Consider the following 16,163-nt stretch of genomic DNA (forward strand, 5'->3'; position numbering starts at 1 on the left):
ATTGTCCTTTCATTTCGGAGAAAGCCTCAATCGATCTAATAAATTATAAGGCTTAATTTTTAGCCGGATTAAAGTAGCTATGGCATTTTTGACTTCCTTTTTCCAGCCTTCCTCTTCTAGCAAAATTACAACTGTGTAACATGAATTTGTCAATGAAATGTCTTACTTTTAATCCTTAAATTTTTTTAAAATGAAGTTGAAATGTACAGTTTTTATTCTGCTCATCATGACCAGTTTTATGTATGGACAGAAAAAGCCTTTAGACCATTCTGTTTACGACAGCTGGCAAAATATTGGTGCGAGAAAAATCTCAAATGATGGAAAATGGATTGCCTATTCTGTGGATGCTCAGGAAGGAAATCCCAACCTTTTTTTATATTCGGTTAAAAATAAAACTTCGAAGCAGTTTCCTAGAGGAACGAAAGTAGAATTTACAAATGATTCAAGGTTTGGTGTTTTTCAAATCCGCCCTTTGTATAAAGATATAAAAGCGGTAAAGGACAAAAAATTAAAACAGAATAAGCTAACCAAAGACAGCCTTGCCATCATTGATTTTTCAAGTGGTAAAACGGAGAAAATTCCTAATGTAAAAGGGTTTAAAATCCCGGAAAAAGGAGGTTCTTATGTCGCCTATCTTTTGGAAAATATAAAAGATAAATCTTCGGATGATGCTTCTGATAAAGAAGATGGAGATGAAAAGAAAGAAGATGATAAAAATTCAAAGCCATTACAGTTAGTCGTTCGAAATCTTTTGGATGGGAACAGCACAATCTATGATAATGTTTTTCGCTATGAATTCAGTGAGAATGGGAAACAACTCGTTTTTGTAACCAAGAAACCGGAAAAGAAAACCAAAGATAAAAAGGAAAAGAAAGATTCGGCAGATGATAAATCTGTGGATAAAAAAGTTACGGACAAATCAAAGCCAAAGAAATATGCATTTCAAACCGTACAGGTAGTTAATTTACAAACAGGAGCGGTAAATAAAATTTCTGAGATGGAAGGCGATTTTTCGCAGTTATCTTTTGATGAAGAAGGAAATCAGCTGGCATTTGTAGGTACTTCTTCTGCACAGAATGATTTGGTGAAACTGTATCAGTTGTATTATTTTAATTTAAAAAACAATAAAAAAGAAATTGTAGCCAACGATAATTCGGAAATGAAAAAGAATTGGGTAATTTCTGAAAATCGGTTACCGAAATTCAGCAAAAATGGGAAGCAGCTCTATTTTGGTGTTGCTCCAAAACCTATTGCAAAAGATACCGCGATGATTGCAAACGATCATGCTGTTGTGGATATTTGGAATTATAAAGATGATTATCTGCAAACGGTACAGCTCAAGGAATTAAAAGATGATCTGAAAAAATCTTATGCAGCAGTAATGCAAACGGAAAAACCCAATTTATTCAGAAATATTGATGGAGAAGATTTGGATACTTTAAGATTGGTAAATGAAGGAAATGCTGAATTTGCGCTGGGTATTACCAGTTTAAATAACCGTGTTTCTTCGCAATGGGAGGGTTCAACAAAGAAAACATATTTCCTTATCGATAATAAAACTGGGGAAAGAACAGAAATCATTCACAATCTTAATGGCTCGGTCGCTGTATCGCCGCTAGGTAAATTCGTTGTGATTTTTGACAGAGAAAAGGGAAAGTGGTTCAGCTATAATGTGAAGACAAAGCAAACGCTTCCTTTGAATGGCGAATTATCAGTTTCTTTCGTAGATGAAGAGTTTGATATGCCAGATTTTCCAGACCCTTATGGGATCGCATCCTGGACGGATAATGATGAATCTGTGATTATTAAAGACCGTTACGATCTTTGGGAGTTTTTCCTGAACGGTTCAAAAAAGCCAAGAAATATCACAAATGGATTTGGACGTAAAAATAAAATAACATTTGATACTTACGATTTAGATAAAGATATTAAAAGTTTAAACCGAAAATCTTCTATTTATTTATCGGCTTTTGATAATACATCCAAAGCGAACGGAATTTTTAAAACATCTATTCATTCGAATACTGATCCTATAAAGATTCAAATGGAAAACGTTTGGGGATACCGTAGCCTTCAAAAAGCAAAAAATGCGGAAGAATATATTTTAATGAAAGAATCATATACCGATTCTCCAAATATTTTTGCAACATCAGATTTCTCGAAGCAGGACAAGCTGAGTGATACAAATCCTCAACAAAAGTTTTATAATTGGGGAACCGACGAATTGGTAAACTGGACAACCCCAAAAGGAAATTCATCTACAGGAGTTTTATACAAACCGGAAAATTTTGATCCGAATAAAAAATATCCCATGATTGTCTATTTCTATGAAAAACTTTCTGATAATCTGAATCGTTATATAGCTCCGGCTCCAACACCTTCAAGATTAAATATTTCTTATTTTGTGAGCAACGGATATTTGGTTTTTACTCCTGATATTTCATATATCGATGGTTTTCCCGGAGAATCTGCGATGGAATATATCAATTCGGGAGTTGAAAAACTAAAGCAAAATTCTTGGGTGAATGGAACTAAAATAGGAATTCAGGGACAAAGCTGGGGAGGTTATCAGGTGGCTTATCTTATTGCTCATACCAATATGTATGCAGCCGCATGGAGTGGCGCTCCTGTTGTAAATATGACTTCTGCATACGGAGGCATCCGATGGAGTTCTGGAATGAACCGTCAGTTTCAGTATGAAAAATCACAGAGTAGATTAGGGAAAAATCTATGGGAAGCACCGGATCTTTATATTAAAAATTCACCGCTTTTTACGATTGATAAAGTGAAAACTCCGGTAGTCATTATGAGTAATGATAAAGATGGGGCAGTGCCTTGGTATCAGGGAATTGAAATGTTTACCGCATTACGCCGTCTGGGGAAACAGGTTTGGCTTCTGAATTATAATGGCGACGATCATAATCTTATAAAACGTCAGAACAGAAAAGATATCCAAATCCGTGAACAGCAGTTTTTCGATTATTATCTTAAAGGTGCCAAGGCTCCGGCTTGGATGACCAAAGGTGTTCCTGCCACACAAAAAGGAAAAGATTGGGGATTTGAGCTAACAGACGAGAAACCTTAATATTCATAAATAAGAATCGGCGGCACCTTGGGTGCCGCCGATTTTGTTAAATATATCTTTAGAAATTACTGCTTTTTAATAGCAATTTCTTCTTTAATCTTATTTTCTAATTCCTCAGAAAGTTCAGGATTGTCTTTCAATAGATCTCTTACCGCATCACGACCTTGTCCCAGTTTAGTTTCGCCGTAGCTGAACCAAGAACCGCTTTTCTTCACAATTCCCATATCTACTGCAGCATCAAGGATTTCTCCTGTTTTAGAAACACCTTCACCATACATGATGTCGAATTCTGCCATTTTGAAAGGTGGAGCTACTTTGTTTTTCACAATTTTCACTTTTACACGGCTTCCTACAGCTTCATCACCATTTTTAATAGGCGCACTTGCTTTTCTGATGTCTACTCTTACAGAAGCATAGAATTTCAATGCATTACCACCCGTTGTCGTTTCAGGGTTTCCGAACATTACACCGATTTTTTCTCTCAACTGGTTGATGAAAATTACCGTACATTTTGTTCTAGAAATAGTTGCAGTCAATTTTCTCAAAGCCTGAGACATCAATCTTGCATGAAGACCCATTTTAGAATCTCCCATTTCACCTTCAATCTCCGCTTTTGGAGTCAATGCAGCAACTGAGTCAATTACTACAATGTCAATTGCTCCTGAACGGATCAAGTTGTCGGCAATTTCCAAAGCTTGCTCACCGTTGTCCGGTTGAGAAATGATTAAGTTTTCAAGATCAATTCCTAATTTTCCTGCATAACCTCTGTCGAAAGCGTGCTCTGCATCAATAAATGCAGCAATTCCACCTGCTTTCTGAGCTTCTGCGATCGCGTGAAGCGTTAAAGTTGTTTTACCTGAAGATTCAGGTCCGTAGATCTCAATGATTCTTCCTCTTGGATATCCGCCAACGCCTAAAGCGATGTCTAATCCTAAAGATCCTGAAGGAATAACTTCGATAGTAGTGTCGATTGCACTATCTCCCAACGTCATTACAGTCCCTTTTCCGTATGTTTTATCTAGCTTGTCAAGCACTAATGCAAGTGCTTTTTTCTTATCGTCTATGTTGCTCATCTGTTGTTAAAATAATTGCTCAAAAATAGTGAATTTTACCGTCAAAAACTAATATTATTTGTTACTGAGAATTGATTTTATAGTTAAAAAATGATAAAATTTAATAGGTTATATGGTTCAGAACGAATTGAATGTAGCATTAAAATCGTGTTGTTTATTCAGTGGTGAAAGTTGAAAATATTTTTATTGCTTAAATTCTCTTTCATGTTATTAAATTAACCACAAAGCTTGTCATTCTGTAGGAATTTAAGTTTATTTTGTAGATATAGAATCGGAAAAATCTTTGTTTAGATTCCTTTGAATGACAAATATTATGTTTATTTAGTAGTGAAGTTATACTTAGGAAGAACGACAAAATTTCCTTGGTGGCTGAGGTTCTCGAAGCCACAATCCCTGAAATCCTAGCCCCGATTGCAGTGAAAATCCTTTTTTGAAAAAAAAGATTGTAACGAAAAGCGGGAAATAGCTCCTAAAAAAAATTAATGAAAATTAGAATTTTTCGTAACCCTCAAATAGTCTTCCAATACTTTCAATTGAGCTTTGTTACCTCTTTTAATTCTGGTATTTCGATTGACCAAATTGTCATAAATTTTATTAATGATAATTTTAGTATTCGGAAATAATTTTCTGTTGGAAACATCTGGAATGTGCAATCTCCTGCAAACATCATCATCCAATAAAAACCATGTACAGCAAATGTGTAAATAGCGTAAATTTTTTCGTTGAAATTTAAATTTCAGAATAGGATTTTCCAAAGATTCATTTAAAAGAGAATGAGCTAATAAGGCAGAATCTTTATCGGCTGGTGGCTGGACGGAAGTCCATAAATAAAAATATTCCGTAGCCTGTTTTTTATCGTCCGGTAAAAGATTTTCGGGGATGCCTAATAGATATCCGACATATTTCCAAAGGTGAAAAAGTCCTTTTTCTTCTTCAACGGAAAATGTGTTTCCTAATTTTTTAAGACTGTGAAGAAAAACCAGACTGAAACCGATATAAGTCGCCATCATATCCCATGAATTGATGGGTTCACCCCAATTTTCAGTATCCCATTCTTTGTAATGTTTTTTAATGGAAAGTCTTGCGTAAGAATGAATTAATCTTGTTTTGATGGCGAATTCGTAACCTTTTGCGTGAATTTCCAAAGCGTTGTATCGGGTTGCATTTACCCAAAAATCCAATGTTTCAGAAAGTCGTTTTACAGCACCTTTCTTTAAAGCTTCAGTTGCAATTAATGGCTTGTTGAGATAAGCATAATCGTAACCTCCAATTAAGCAGTAATCTCTCAGAGAAATTAAAGAATCCAGATTGCTTCTCATACAAAGTTCAGCACCACTTTTCAGCAAGTCATAATTAAGCCACTCAGGAACATGTTGAGTTTGTGAAAACAATTTTTTTACACTTTTGGGAACGTCGTCGTTTTCTGAAACTCCATTTCGAATGTAGCCTTCAATTTCTTTCGAACCTTCACTGAATTTTTTAGTCAGATAAACGTCTTTTACAACTTCATCCCCGATTTCATCGACGTGATAAAAATAAGGAGCAAATTTTTCAAAATCTTTAAAACTCACTTCTGCTCCGGTAAAATCAGTAAGTTGTTTGCCGTTGCCTTTTATCCAAAAGTCTTTAAAATGTTGAGAATCCTTGAAACGAGGTTGTAAAATTGCTTTTTCCATTGAATATAAAAATACAAGTTTTAAGCCGAAATTCCCTGGTGAGATTTATCAGGATTTAAAAGTGAATATATAATGGTGAATTCGCTTTCCTTGTGAATTTTTGATAGGATTAATTCACAATTGATTATTCACAATTGACATCAAACAAGTCCCCATTCAAAAGCTTTTTTTACGAGTTCTTTGCTATTTCTGGAGTTTGTTTTTGCTAAAATATTCCTTCGGTGTGTTCGTACTGTATGTTCAGATAAGATCAACATTTTGGATATTTCAGCTCCGGAATATCCTTTGGCAATGAGGGAAATTACTTCGGTTTCTCTTTTGGTTAAATTCATGCAGGAATGCTGAGGTAATAACTGATTTTCAATTTTCATTTGATGAAAATCATTTCTCGGACCTATTCCCGAAACCAAAACAGTGTACGGATTTTGGGTAGTGATATGATGAATATTTGTATGAATGTTAATGGATTGTATAAGATGTCCGTTCTCGTCTTCTAACGTCGGAATTGCCTGATGATGAAATAATTCATAATTCCCATTGGCCGTTTTCATCCTGAAACAATAGCTCGCTTTCGTGAACAGTTGATGATCCAGACCAATTTCCAGCATTTTTTCAATAACCATTTGCTCTGCTTTCATAACAAACGGAATGTCGTCAGGGTGGGTGAGGTCTATCACTTCTTTTAAATTTTCCGGATATTTTTTTAAGCCATGAAGCTGTAAAATATTTTCATGATGATGAGAAAGTGTACTGTTGGTAAGGTTTAATACATAATAATAGAACTTTCCGATAGCGAACATTTCACCAATGATTCTTTCTATAGGAGGTCTTTGCAGGGTTTTATTATCGTTTCTCCTGATGCCTGGATAGCTATTCCATATTTCAATTAAAGGGTGTTCTTTCTCCGAGTTCTGCATGATTCAGTTTTGCTTAAAAATAGTTAAAATTTTCTTAAAAATACCTCAAAAGGGGGATTTTTTTATCGAGATAAAATTCTAAACTTTGTGTAGTTAATAACCATGAAAACTTTCTTTAAACTGTTTAGCTTTACAGTTGAATATTTCTTAACTTACTCTTGGTCTAGAAAAAATTTAATCAAACAATAAAAAATTAGAAATATGCTGTTTGCAGAGAACAGTATCCTAATGATAAAGTTTAAAATTTTCGTTAGCTGTTGAAAAGGATAAACTAAAAACCTCTCAAATTTTTTTGGGAGGTATTTTTTTGTTTTAAAACTAATTTATTTCGTAGGAAATATTATTTTCATTGAAAAATTCAACTAACGCTTCTTTGTTTTTTATGGAGAAGGATCTTTTCTTTCCGTTTTTTAATTGTAAAAATACGATGTCGTTACTTCCCATAATAAAGGATTTTCCATATTTTTTTGAAAGCCTAATTCCCCAACCTCCAAAATCGAAAAGAGGATTGGCTTTTACAATTTGGATTTCATTAATATCGCTCCATTCTAATTTTTTTGATGTAAAGGTGAAAGGGAATAAGCTGTATTCAAAATAATTTTTATTGAGATTTAATTTTAAAATAGAAAAAGTGAAAAGTAAAACAAGAGGAACGGTGATGTAGACTATAATCATATCAAATTCTCCATTTTTTCTAAGAATCAAGGTCGTTACAATTAACTGAAAGATAAGTAGCATTACAATAAATATCGGAAAACGAGATTTTTCCTGAAAAGTTTTTGAGCTCATTTGTGTATGTTTATTTCAAAAATACAAAATTCTGAAAACAAAAAAAGCCTTCCAATCGGAAGGCTTTATATATTGCTAATTAATTATTTCTAATTATAAAGAAGCAGCGTGTACAAGCATATCAACTAACTTGTTTGAATAACCCATTTCGTTGTCATACCAAGAAACAAGTTTTACAAAGTTAGGAGAAAGCATGATACCAGCGTCTTTGTCGAAGATTGAAGTTCTCTTGTCTCCGATGAAGTCCTGAGAAACTACAGCATCTTCAGTATATCCAAGAATACCTTTCAATTCACCTTCAGAAGCAGCTTTAATAGCAGCACAGATCTCTTCGTAAGAAGTAGCTTTTTCTAATCTTACAGTAAGGTCAACTACAGAAACGTCAACAGTTGGTACTCTGAAAGACATACCTGTTAATTTTCCGTTCAATGAAGGGATTACTTTTCCTACCGCTTTAGCAGCACCTGTAGAAGAAGGGATAATATTGTTTAGAGCAGCTCTACCACCTCTCCAGTCTTTCGCAGAAGGACCGTCAACAGTTTTTTGAGTTGCAGTTGTAGCGTGTACAGTTGTCATCAAACCTTCTACGATTCCGAAGTTATCGTGGATAACTTTAGCCAAAGGAGCTAAACAGTTAGTTGTACAAGATGCATTTGATAAGATTTTGATATCGTCTGTAAGTTCAGTGTGGTTTACACCCATTACAAACATTGGAGTATCATCTTTAGAAGGAGCAGAAAGGATTACTTTTTTTGCACCAGCGTTGATGTGAGCCTGAGCAGAATCTTTAGACAAGAATAAACCTGTAGATTCTACAATATAATCAGCACCAATTTCATTCCATTTTAGGTTATTCGGGTCTCTCTCAGCAGTTACTCTGATTCTTTTACCGTTTACCACAAGATCGTTACCTTCTACAGATACCTCTCCCGGGAAAATTCCGTGTACAGAATCATATTTTAACATGTAAGCCATGTATGTAGCATCGATAAGGTCATTGATTCCTACAACTTCGATGTTGCTTCTTTCAGTCATTGCTCTGAAAACAAGACGTCCAATTCTACCAAACCCGTTGATACCTACTTTAATTGTTGACATAATAGTTTGTTTTAAATTATAAAATATTAGATTGCTAAAATTTCTGAAATCAATAATAGATCTTTGTTGATTTCGTTATGTTTCTTAATGGCTTCTTCGATCGGTGTATATACCATATCGTTGGAACGCATTCCGGCCATTACGTTTGTTTTTCCTTCCATTAATCCAACGACGGCTCCGTAACCCAATCTGCTCGCCAGCACTCTGTCTGCGCAGCTTGGTGATCCTCCTCTCTGGATGTGTCCTAGAATAGCAACACGAATGTCATATTCCGGGAATTCCTGCTTTGTCTGTTCTGCAAGTTCGTAGATGTTGGCTAATTTTTCGCCCTCAGCTACCACAACAATACTTGAAGCCTTTCCTGTTTTTTCAGCATTTCTGAATGTTGCAAAAAGCTCATCCATACTGTCTTTTTTCTCAGGAATCAAAATATCCAAAGCACCTGTTGCTAATCCACTATTCAAAGCAATAAAGCCGGCATCACGACCCATCACCTCAACAAAGAAAACTCTGTTGTGGGAAGTTGCCGTATCACGGATCTTATCAATTGCTTCCATTGCGGTATTCAAGGCAGTGTCGTAACCAATCGTGTTATCAGTCCCGAAAATATCATTGTCGATAGTTCCCGGCACACCAATTACTCTGATCCCAAATTCTTCATTAAAGATCTTTGCTCCTGTGAAAGTTCCGTCTCCACCGATACAAACCAATGCATCAACACCGTATTTTACACAGTTTTCATAGGCTTTCTGACGGCCTTCTTTGGTTCTAAATTCCTTGGATCTGGCAGACTTCAAAATAGTTCCGCCTTGGTTGATTATATTTTTTACGGAACGAGGTCCCATTTTCAGGAATTCGTCGTGAATAAGACCATTATAGCCCTCTCTTACTCCGTAACATTCTATATTATAATAATTTGCGGTCCTTACCACCGCTCTTAATGCTGCATTCATACCCGGAGAATCACCTCCAGAAGTAAGAACTGCAATTTTTTTTACAGCACTCTCTTTCATCTAGTAAAAAATTTCGAACACAAATCTACAAAAACAAGTTCAGATTATCGTAGTAACTTCATAAGACTTTTGAATATAAATTATTAAAAATGTCTAAAATTTGTTGGTTTAAAAATATATCTCGCAGTTTTAGATTCGGAAGCATTAAATCAAACTCATATTAAGATGAAATATTTTCACTAAAAAAGGATTGGATAACAGGTGAATCGATTGAGCAATAGCTAAAAGCTAGCTGATTAAAATAATATTTTCAAACATCTGTGCAAATTTGTGTAATCTGTGGGAGAAAAAAACTGGACTATATAGTAAAATAAAAAATCAATTCTTCTCCGTCAAATACTTCCAATACCTCCTCGGAACATGCTGAATATGCAACTTCAAATTTTTCCTTTCCACAATATTAGTCTTCGTAAAATATCGTTGCCAAAGCTTTTGATATTGAGTTTCTTCATCATGAAACTTCTGTTGATATTTATTTAAGTCTAATTTTTCGTCAGAATAAAAGAAATCGCAGTTTTCCAAGTCGTAAAGAATTCCATAATTTCTTTTCAAGTCGTAAATCATCCATTTTTGATCTTGGTAACGGTCTTTAAAATGCTTTCGAATTAAAGGAAGTACATTAAAATCAGGATCTATTTTAGCGAAAAAAACTTCATCCTGCATTTTTTCAAAACGTACAAATGCGGTCATTCTATGTCTTTCTCGACTGACGGATTTGCAGATTTTAGATATTTTCAAGATTTCATTATCTGCATAGTTTTGTAGAATATTTTTATCTGGATGCTGTATTGATTGTTTTACAGCAGATAAAATAAGCTGTTCCAACTCCAAATCCTCGGATAAATAAACTTTCAACAATTCATGAATCCCGGATTTGCCGATATTTTGCTCTAATTTATTTAAAACTCTTTCTGCTTTTTCAGTTTGAGTAATAACCTCATGAATCTCTGCAAAAATATTTTCCTGATAAAACCTTTCTCGACTTATAATTTCCACATCTTTATAACGATATTCGAAAACTTCAAATATCGCGGTAAAAAGTCCGTCGAAACTTCCGTCGTAGAGTAGGGTAGTCATTTTGAGTTGGAGAGTTATAGGGTTTGAGTTTTAGTGTGAATTTATTTGGTATTTAAGTCACAGAATTATTAGTGAAATTCGTGAAAAATATTCGTGAAATTTGTGTTTAAAAAGTTTAAAATAAAGTCAACTGCTGCGAAAACTGATTCTGAAATTTAGACGTACTTCCTCCAATTAATAGTTTTCTGAGATTAATATCAGTCAAATGTCTCAAATGAATATTTCCTGCAGTAAAATCGATAAAATATTTGGCACGGTTTACAGCTGCTCCCAATTTTTTCAAATGTTCTATTGTCAAAACCTGAAAACGTCTTGCACTCACAATTTTCTGAGCCGTTTTTACTCCAATCCCGGGAATTCTTAAAATCATTTGATAATCCGCAGTTTGTAGATTAATAGGAAATTGATGCAAATGTCTTAATGCCCAACTCAATTTCGGGTCAACTTCCAAATCAAGAAACGGCATATTTGGATCTAAAATTTCTTCAGCTTTAAAACCATAAAAACGCATCAGCCAATCCGATTGATACAAACGGTTTTCACGAAGCATCGGAACTGCTGTGGTTAAAGAAGGCAATCTTTTATCTTCCAAAACAGGAACATAACCGGAATAATAAACTCTTTTTAGATTAAAATTTTTATAAAAATGATCGGCAACTTTAATGATTTGTAAATCATTTTCATTGGTTGCGCCAACAATCATTTGAGTAGATTGTCCGGCAGGCGCAAACTTCGGAACTTTTCTGAAAATTTTCTTTTCATCTTTATATTGAGCAATCCCGTTCTGAATATATTTCATCGGATTGAGCATATCCTGTCGATTTTTTTCAGGAGCCAATAATTTCAAGCCGCTTTCTGTTGGAATTTCAATATTAATAGATAATCTGTCGGCATACAAAGCAGCTTCCTGCATCAATTCGTCACTTGCACCGGGAATCGACTTTAAATGAATATATCCGTTAAAATTTTCTTCAAGACGTAATTTTTTCGCAACACGAACCAAACGTTCCATTGTAGTGTCGGCATTTTTGAAAATACCTGAACTTAAAAATAATCCTTCAATATAATTTCTGCGGTAAAAATTTATCGTTAAATCAACCACTTCATCAACTGTAAAACCAGCTCTTTTTATATCATTCGAACTTCTGGAAACACAGTAAGCACAGTCGTAAATACAGTGATTGGTTAAAAGAATTTTGAGAAGAGAGACGCATCGTCCGTCTTCCGTATAGGTATGACAAATTCCGCTTGCGGAACTGTCTCCTAAAGCGCCTTTCTTGTTCTTTCTCGACCCTCCGCTGGATGAGCATGAAACATCATATTTCGCTGCATCGGCAAGGATTTCGAGTTTTTCTTTCAGACGGTCAAAATTCATTTTTTTATTTTATTTTTACCACAAAAGCCACAAAAGATTTTAAGTTTAAATAAAAGTTCACAGAAGAAAAAATCAAAGATTTTTAAGAATCTTATGTTTACTTTTTTACAATCATGTATTTCTCTATGATGGAAAAGCTTTTGTTACTTTTGTGGTTTAAAAGTTCGGTTTTTTGTTCAAATGTAGTTCCAAAATTGATAAATGTCAATCTTTTTTCATGGAAGTTATCAACATATTACAGAGACAAAATTAGTATATTTACGGTCATCAATTTATGCGTTGAATCGTAAAATCGCGATTTTTCATCCATATAATAAGAAATAAAAATCTACCCATATGAACCATAAACCCGTTGAAGGTTTTTCCAAATTAACAAAGCAAGGAAAAATCGACTGGCTTGTCACAGAATATCTTGAAGGAAACGAAGAATATCAAAATATATTAAAACAATATTGGAACGAAAATGCTGATCTTCAGAAACTTCACGATGAGTTTTCTGAAAACACGATCTCCAATTTTTATATGCCTTACGGAATTGCACCCAATTTCTTGATCGACGGAAAATTATTCGCTCTTCCGATGGCTGTTGAAGAAAGTTCTGTGGTCGCGGCGGCTTCAAAGGCAGCAAAATTCTGGATTGATAAAGGTGGTTTTAAAACAACGATCATCAATACTGAAAAATTAGGTCACACGCACTTTATATTTAATGTTGAATCTCATAAACTGCTTAATTTTTTTAACTTCAATTTAAAGAAAAAACTGATTGAAGCGACCAATGACATTACGGCAAACATGAGAAATCGTGGTGGTGGAATTTTAGATATAAAATTGATTGACAAAACTGCTGAAATGCCCAATTATTACCAGCTTAAAGCAAGTTTTGATACGGTAGATTCAATGGGTGCGAATTTTATTAATTCTTGCCTTGAGCAGTTTGGAAAAACGCTAAAACAGGAAGTGGCCACAAGCGAATCTTTCACACAGGAAGAAAAAAATACATTACAGATTGTGATGAATATTCTTTCCAATTTTACACCTGATTGTATCGTAAGAGCTGAGGTTTCTTGTAAAATTGAAGATTTAAAAGACGATAGTGGAATTTCTAATGAAGAGTTTGCTAGAAAATTCAAACAAGCGGTTACGATTGCTGAAATTGAACCTTTCCGCGCGACAACTCACAATAAAGGCGTAATGAATGGAGTAGACGCTGTGGTAATTGCGACAGGAAATGATTTCAGAGCAACAGAAGCTTGTGCGCACGCATACGCAGCGAGAGACGGACAATACAGATCGTTAACGCATTGTACAACCGACAACGGAATTTTCAGATTTTGGATTGATCTTCCGATTTCTGTGGGAGTTGTGGGAGGTTTAACGAATCTTCATCCTTTGGTAAAATTCTCTTTAGCTTTACTTGGAAAGCCTTCTGCTCAGGAATTAATGAGTATTTTGGCGGTTTCCGGTTTGGCTCAAAACTTTGGGGCATTACGTTCTTTGGTGACAACGGGGATTCAAAAAGGTCATATGAAAATGCATTTATTCAACATTCTGAACCAAATGGGAGCTACGGAAGAAGAAAAGCAACATTTTGTGACATATTTTAAAGATAAAACAGTTACGCACCACGAAGTTATCAACGAATTTAACAGATTAAGAAATAAATAATGCTGCAAATTGCTTTACCAATCCTGTTTATCATATTTGGAATATTTTTAAAGAAAACAAACAATCCGGGTTTTAGAAGTTCAAAGAAATTTGCTATTATGTTTATTATTTTGGGGATTTCTACTTTGGTAGCCAGATTTATTACGCTCTATTTAAAATCTAAGTAATGAGAAGTAAAATTTTATTCTTTTTGCTTCTTTCAGGTTTAAGTTTTTCACAACAGAAAAGTTTGAAAATAACTGATTTAAAACCGAAGACTGAAGATTCTGTTTTTCCGTTGGTTTCTTATTCTGAAAACCCTAGAGTTGAAAACAAAATCAATACTTTCTTGCAGGTTGATCAATTAGAATATATTCCGGGAGCAGAAGGAAATCCTTTTAACCTGGTTTCAGCGGGAAAAACTTCATATTCCAATTACGTTTATTTTTACAGTTGGGAGAAATTAGAAACACCTAAAAATATTTTAAGTATTGCATTAGACGGTGAAGCTTCCGGAGCTTATCCTGAAAGTTTTTCAATCTGGAAGAATTTTGATTTGAGGACGGGAAATTTTATTAATGCTAAAGATTTATTTCAAGCCAATTCAATAAAAACAGTTGAAAATTTAATTCAGAAACAGGTAAAGAAAGAGGTTAATGATTTTCTTTCACAATTAAAATCAGAGAAAAATCCTTCAGAAGAGGTTTTGGATCAGATTGCCATTTATGAAGAATGTTTTACGGCATTTACTTTAGAAGATATCGGATATTATTTCGGAAAGGATAAAATAAGATTTATTGCAGGAAGATGTTCTAATCATGCAATGAGAGCATTGGATGAGCTGGACAGTCACGTTGTTGAATTTCCTTACAAAGAACTGGATAAATATTGGAACCCTTACGCGAAAAATTTGTTGTCAGGCTTGGAGCAAATTGATAAAACAAGTCTTAGCAATAAACTATATAAAGGAAAAATTGATGGAAAGTATCCTATTACAGTTTTAATCAAAAAGATCTATGATGATGGTAGTTTTTCTGCCGTTTATTGGTATGATAAAAATAAAAAACTAATCGAGTGGAATGGGAAGATACAAGGAAATCATATTGCACTTGTAGAAAGCGATTATTATAGTGAAGAAGCCAGGCAATGGATGCTGAGAGGTTTGATAGAAGCAGATCTGAAAGGCAATAAGATCATAGGAACCTGGCAGGATCATAAAACGAAAAAATATTTAAATCTAGAATTAGAAGAATTATAAAAATGAAAACAATAACTTTAGTCTTTGGTGCTGTTTACGGCATGTTGTCAGTGATTTTAGGTGCATTCGGCGCGCACGCTTTAAAGAAAATATTATCTGTGGAAAGACTGGAAAGTTTTGAAACTGGAGTAAGATATCAAATGTATGCTGCTTTCTTTTTATTGATCGTTGGATACATTTTAAAGTTTGAAACTTCATCAGAAAAATGGGTGTCTATTTTGATGATTGCAGGAACGATGTTGTTTTCGTTCAGTATTTATTTCTTGAGTATGCAAGATTATTTAGGAGCAAACTTGAAATTTTTAGGACCAATCACACCGCTTGGAGGTTTATTGATGATCATAAGCTGGGGAATGCTGATTGTTTATTTTGCTAAGAATAGAATTTAATCAAAAAAGTAAATCTGCGATATTTTGTGTAGATTGTTTGCAGAAAAATAAAACCATGAATCATCGCTTTTTATTATTTTTTATTTCGTTTATGATCTCTTCTGTAAGTGTTCAGAAAATGAATGCACAGGAGAAGAAACCATTAATGAATGGAAATATTTTAACTGAAGTAAAAAATATACAAAAACGTTTTTCCGATAGTGTTAAACGGTATGATTACAAAAAAGATGAGGTTTTATATAGTCAAAAGTATCGACTTTTTTACAGTGAAAAATTAAACAGTCTAAAAAATCTGTACCAAAAAGTCTATGACAAAGAGACGATGATCGGAAAGATAGATCCCAATATTTCATTTAAAACAGCAAGCGGGATTCAGACCGAAAATAATGTGCCTCCAGCAGTAGGAAGTAGGCCAGCTGAGGAAGTGAAAAATGCTCCTATTGATATTAGTCAAGTTGAAAATTTCCAACAGCTTGGAGAGTTGAAAAAACGCTTAACAGCTGATTTTCCTGTTCGTTTAATAGAAGATCTTGACGGAGGAACCTATCGTTGTAATTTGAATTTTGTAATTGATATCGATGGAAAATTCAAAAACGTGAAGTATAAAGGAGCATCTGATACAGAATTTGGTATCATCAGTGCATTATTCCTTTATGCGATTGGCGGCTTGGAAAAGCCTTTGCTGTATAATCAAAAACCAATTGTGCAAAACTTTGCACAGCCAATTGTGTTAAGATTTGAATAAATAATAGCTGATTAAAGCATTAAA

General features: G+C 34.2%; 13 protein-coding genes. 5 read left to right on the forward strand and 8 right to left on the reverse strand.

Going from position 1 to position 16,163, the window contains the following annotated elements; genetic code table 11:
• Positions 1–190: 190 nt before the first annotated feature.
• A complete protein-coding gene (locus AC1Q7L_RS16085) occupies positions 191–3,085 on the forward strand; it encodes a S9 family peptidase (RefSeq protein ID WP_492307734.1) in 2,895 nt (964 codons plus the stop codon).
• A 65-nt stretch (positions 3,086–3,150) separates the two neighbouring features.
• On the opposite strand, the gene recA is transcribed toward AC1Q7L_RS16085, so the two are convergent.
• The 8 genes from recA to AC1Q7L_RS16125 all read right to left on the reverse strand — a co-directional run bounded on the left by recA (position 3,151) and on the right by AC1Q7L_RS16125 (position 12,103).
• On the reverse strand, positions 3,151–4,158 hold the full coding sequence (gene recA, locus AC1Q7L_RS16090; RefSeq protein WP_410693026.1) for a recombinase RecA: 1,008 nt from the start codon (positions 4,156–4,158) through the stop codon (positions 3,151–3,153).
• Between the two features lie 479 nt (positions 4,159–4,637).
• On the reverse strand, positions 4,638–5,834 hold the full coding sequence (locus tag AC1Q7L_RS16095; protein WP_492307735.1) for an oxygenase MpaB family protein: 1,197 nt from the start codon (positions 5,832–5,834) through the stop codon (positions 4,638–4,640).
• Positions 5,835–5,974: 140 nt separating this feature from the next.
• On the reverse strand, positions 5,975–6,751 hold the full coding sequence (locus tag AC1Q7L_RS16100) for a helix-turn-helix domain-containing protein (RefSeq protein ID WP_492307736.1): 777 nt from the start codon (positions 6,749–6,751) through the stop codon (positions 5,975–5,977).
• 318 nt (positions 6,752–7,069) lie between these two features.
• Complete coding sequence (locus tag AC1Q7L_RS16105) at positions 7,070–7,540, reverse strand: hypothetical protein (protein WP_492307737.1); 471 nt, start codon at positions 7,538–7,540, stop codon at positions 7,070–7,072.
• Positions 7,541–7,633: 93 nt separating this feature from the next.
• Complete coding sequence (gene gap / locus AC1Q7L_RS16110) at positions 7,634–8,638, reverse strand: type I glyceraldehyde-3-phosphate dehydrogenase (protein WP_072410691.1); 1,005 nt, start codon at positions 8,636–8,638, stop codon at positions 7,634–7,636.
• A 26-nt stretch (positions 8,639–8,664) separates the two neighbouring features.
• Complete coding sequence (gene pfkA, locus AC1Q7L_RS16115) at positions 8,665–9,651, reverse strand: 6-phosphofructokinase (protein WP_410693022.1); 987 nt, start codon at positions 9,649–9,651, stop codon at positions 8,665–8,667.
• 318 nt (positions 9,652–9,969) lie between these two features.
• Complete coding sequence (locus AC1Q7L_RS16120) at positions 9,970–10,728, reverse strand: TIGR03915 family putative DNA repair protein (protein ID WP_492307738.1); 759 nt, start codon at positions 10,726–10,728, stop codon at positions 9,970–9,972.
• Between the two features lie 115 nt (positions 10,729–10,843).
• The gene (locus tag AC1Q7L_RS16125; protein ID WP_066755147.1) at positions 10,844–12,103 is read right to left on the reverse strand and encodes a putative DNA modification/repair radical SAM protein; all 1,260 of its coding nucleotides are present in this window, start codon (positions 12,101–12,103) and stop codon (positions 10,844–10,846) included.
• Positions 12,104–12,439: 336 nt separating this feature from the next.
• On the opposite strand from AC1Q7L_RS16125, the gene AC1Q7L_RS16130 reads away from it, so the two are divergent.
• From AC1Q7L_RS16130 to AC1Q7L_RS16145, 4 genes are all read left to right on the forward strand, one after another.
• Complete coding sequence (locus AC1Q7L_RS16130) at positions 12,440–13,768, forward strand: hydroxymethylglutaryl-CoA reductase, degradative (RefSeq protein ID WP_492307739.1); 1,329 nt, start codon at positions 12,440–12,442, stop codon at positions 13,766–13,768.
• A 166-nt stretch (positions 13,769–13,934) separates the two neighbouring features.
• Complete coding sequence (locus AC1Q7L_RS16135) at positions 13,935–15,005, forward strand: hypothetical protein (protein WP_492307740.1); 1,071 nt, start codon at positions 13,935–13,937, stop codon at positions 15,003–15,005.
• Positions 15,006–15,007: 2 nt separating this feature from the next.
• Positions 15,008–15,394, forward strand: a complete 387-nt coding sequence (locus AC1Q7L_RS16140) for a DUF423 domain-containing protein (protein ID WP_492307741.1) — start codon at positions 15,008–15,010, stop codon at positions 15,392–15,394.
• A 55-nt stretch (positions 15,395–15,449) separates the two neighbouring features.
• Positions 15,450–16,139, forward strand: coding sequence for a hypothetical protein (locus AC1Q7L_RS16145; RefSeq protein ID WP_492307742.1), 690 nt, complete (start codon positions 15,450–15,452; stop codon positions 16,137–16,139).
• Positions 16,140–16,163: the final 24 nt, after the last annotated feature.

The organism is Chryseobacterium sp. GW823-FHT05E08, assembly GCF_058795655.1.

What these genes read in the sequence shown, in the direction of transcription:
- AC1Q7L_RS16120 (WP_492307738.1), bottom strand. Translation starts at nt 10,728, where the DNA reads ATGACTACCCTACTCTACGACGGAAGTTTCGACGGACTTTTTACCGCG.
- gap (WP_072410691.1), bottom strand. Translation starts at nt 8,638, where the DNA reads ATGTCAACAATTAAAGTAGGTATCAACGGGTTTGGTAGAATTGGACGT.
- AC1Q7L_RS16100 (WP_492307736.1), bottom strand. Translation starts at nt 6,751, where the DNA reads ATGCAGAACTCGGAGAAAGAACACCCTTTAATTGAAATATGGAATAGC.
- AC1Q7L_RS16125 (WP_066755147.1), bottom strand. Translation starts at nt 12,103, where the DNA reads ATGAATTTTGACCGTCTGAAAGAAAAACTCGAAATCCTTGCCGATGCA.
- AC1Q7L_RS16105 (WP_492307737.1), bottom strand. Translation starts at nt 7,540, where the DNA reads ATGAGCTCAAAAACTTTTCAGGAAAAATCTCGTTTTCCGATATTTATT.
- pfkA (WP_410693022.1), bottom strand. Translation starts at nt 9,651, where the DNA reads ATGAAAGAGAGTGCTGTAAAAAAAATTGCAGTTCTTACTTCTGGAGGT.
- AC1Q7L_RS16145 (WP_492307742.1), top strand. Translation starts at nt 15,450, where the DNA reads ATGAATCATCGCTTTTTATTATTTTTTATTTCGTTTATGATCTCTTCT.
- AC1Q7L_RS16140 (WP_492307741.1), top strand. Translation starts at nt 15,008, where the DNA reads ATGAAAACAATAACTTTAGTCTTTGGTGCTGTTTACGGCATGTTGTCA.
- AC1Q7L_RS16095 (WP_492307735.1), bottom strand. Translation starts at nt 5,834, where the DNA reads ATGGAAAAAGCAATTTTACAACCTCGTTTCAAGGATTCTCAACATTTT.
- AC1Q7L_RS16135 (WP_492307740.1), top strand. Translation starts at nt 13,935, where the DNA reads ATGAGAAGTAAAATTTTATTCTTTTTGCTTCTTTCAGGTTTAAGTTTT.
- AC1Q7L_RS16085 (WP_492307734.1), top strand. Translation starts at nt 191, where the DNA reads ATGAAGTTGAAATGTACAGTTTTTATTCTGCTCATCATGACCAGTTTT.
- recA (WP_410693026.1), bottom strand. Translation starts at nt 4,158, where the DNA reads ATGAGCAACATAGACGATAAGAAAAAAGCACTTGCATTAGTGCTTGAC.
- AC1Q7L_RS16130 (WP_492307739.1), top strand. Translation starts at nt 12,440, where the DNA reads ATGAACCATAAACCCGTTGAAGGTTTTTCCAAATTAACAAAGCAAGGA.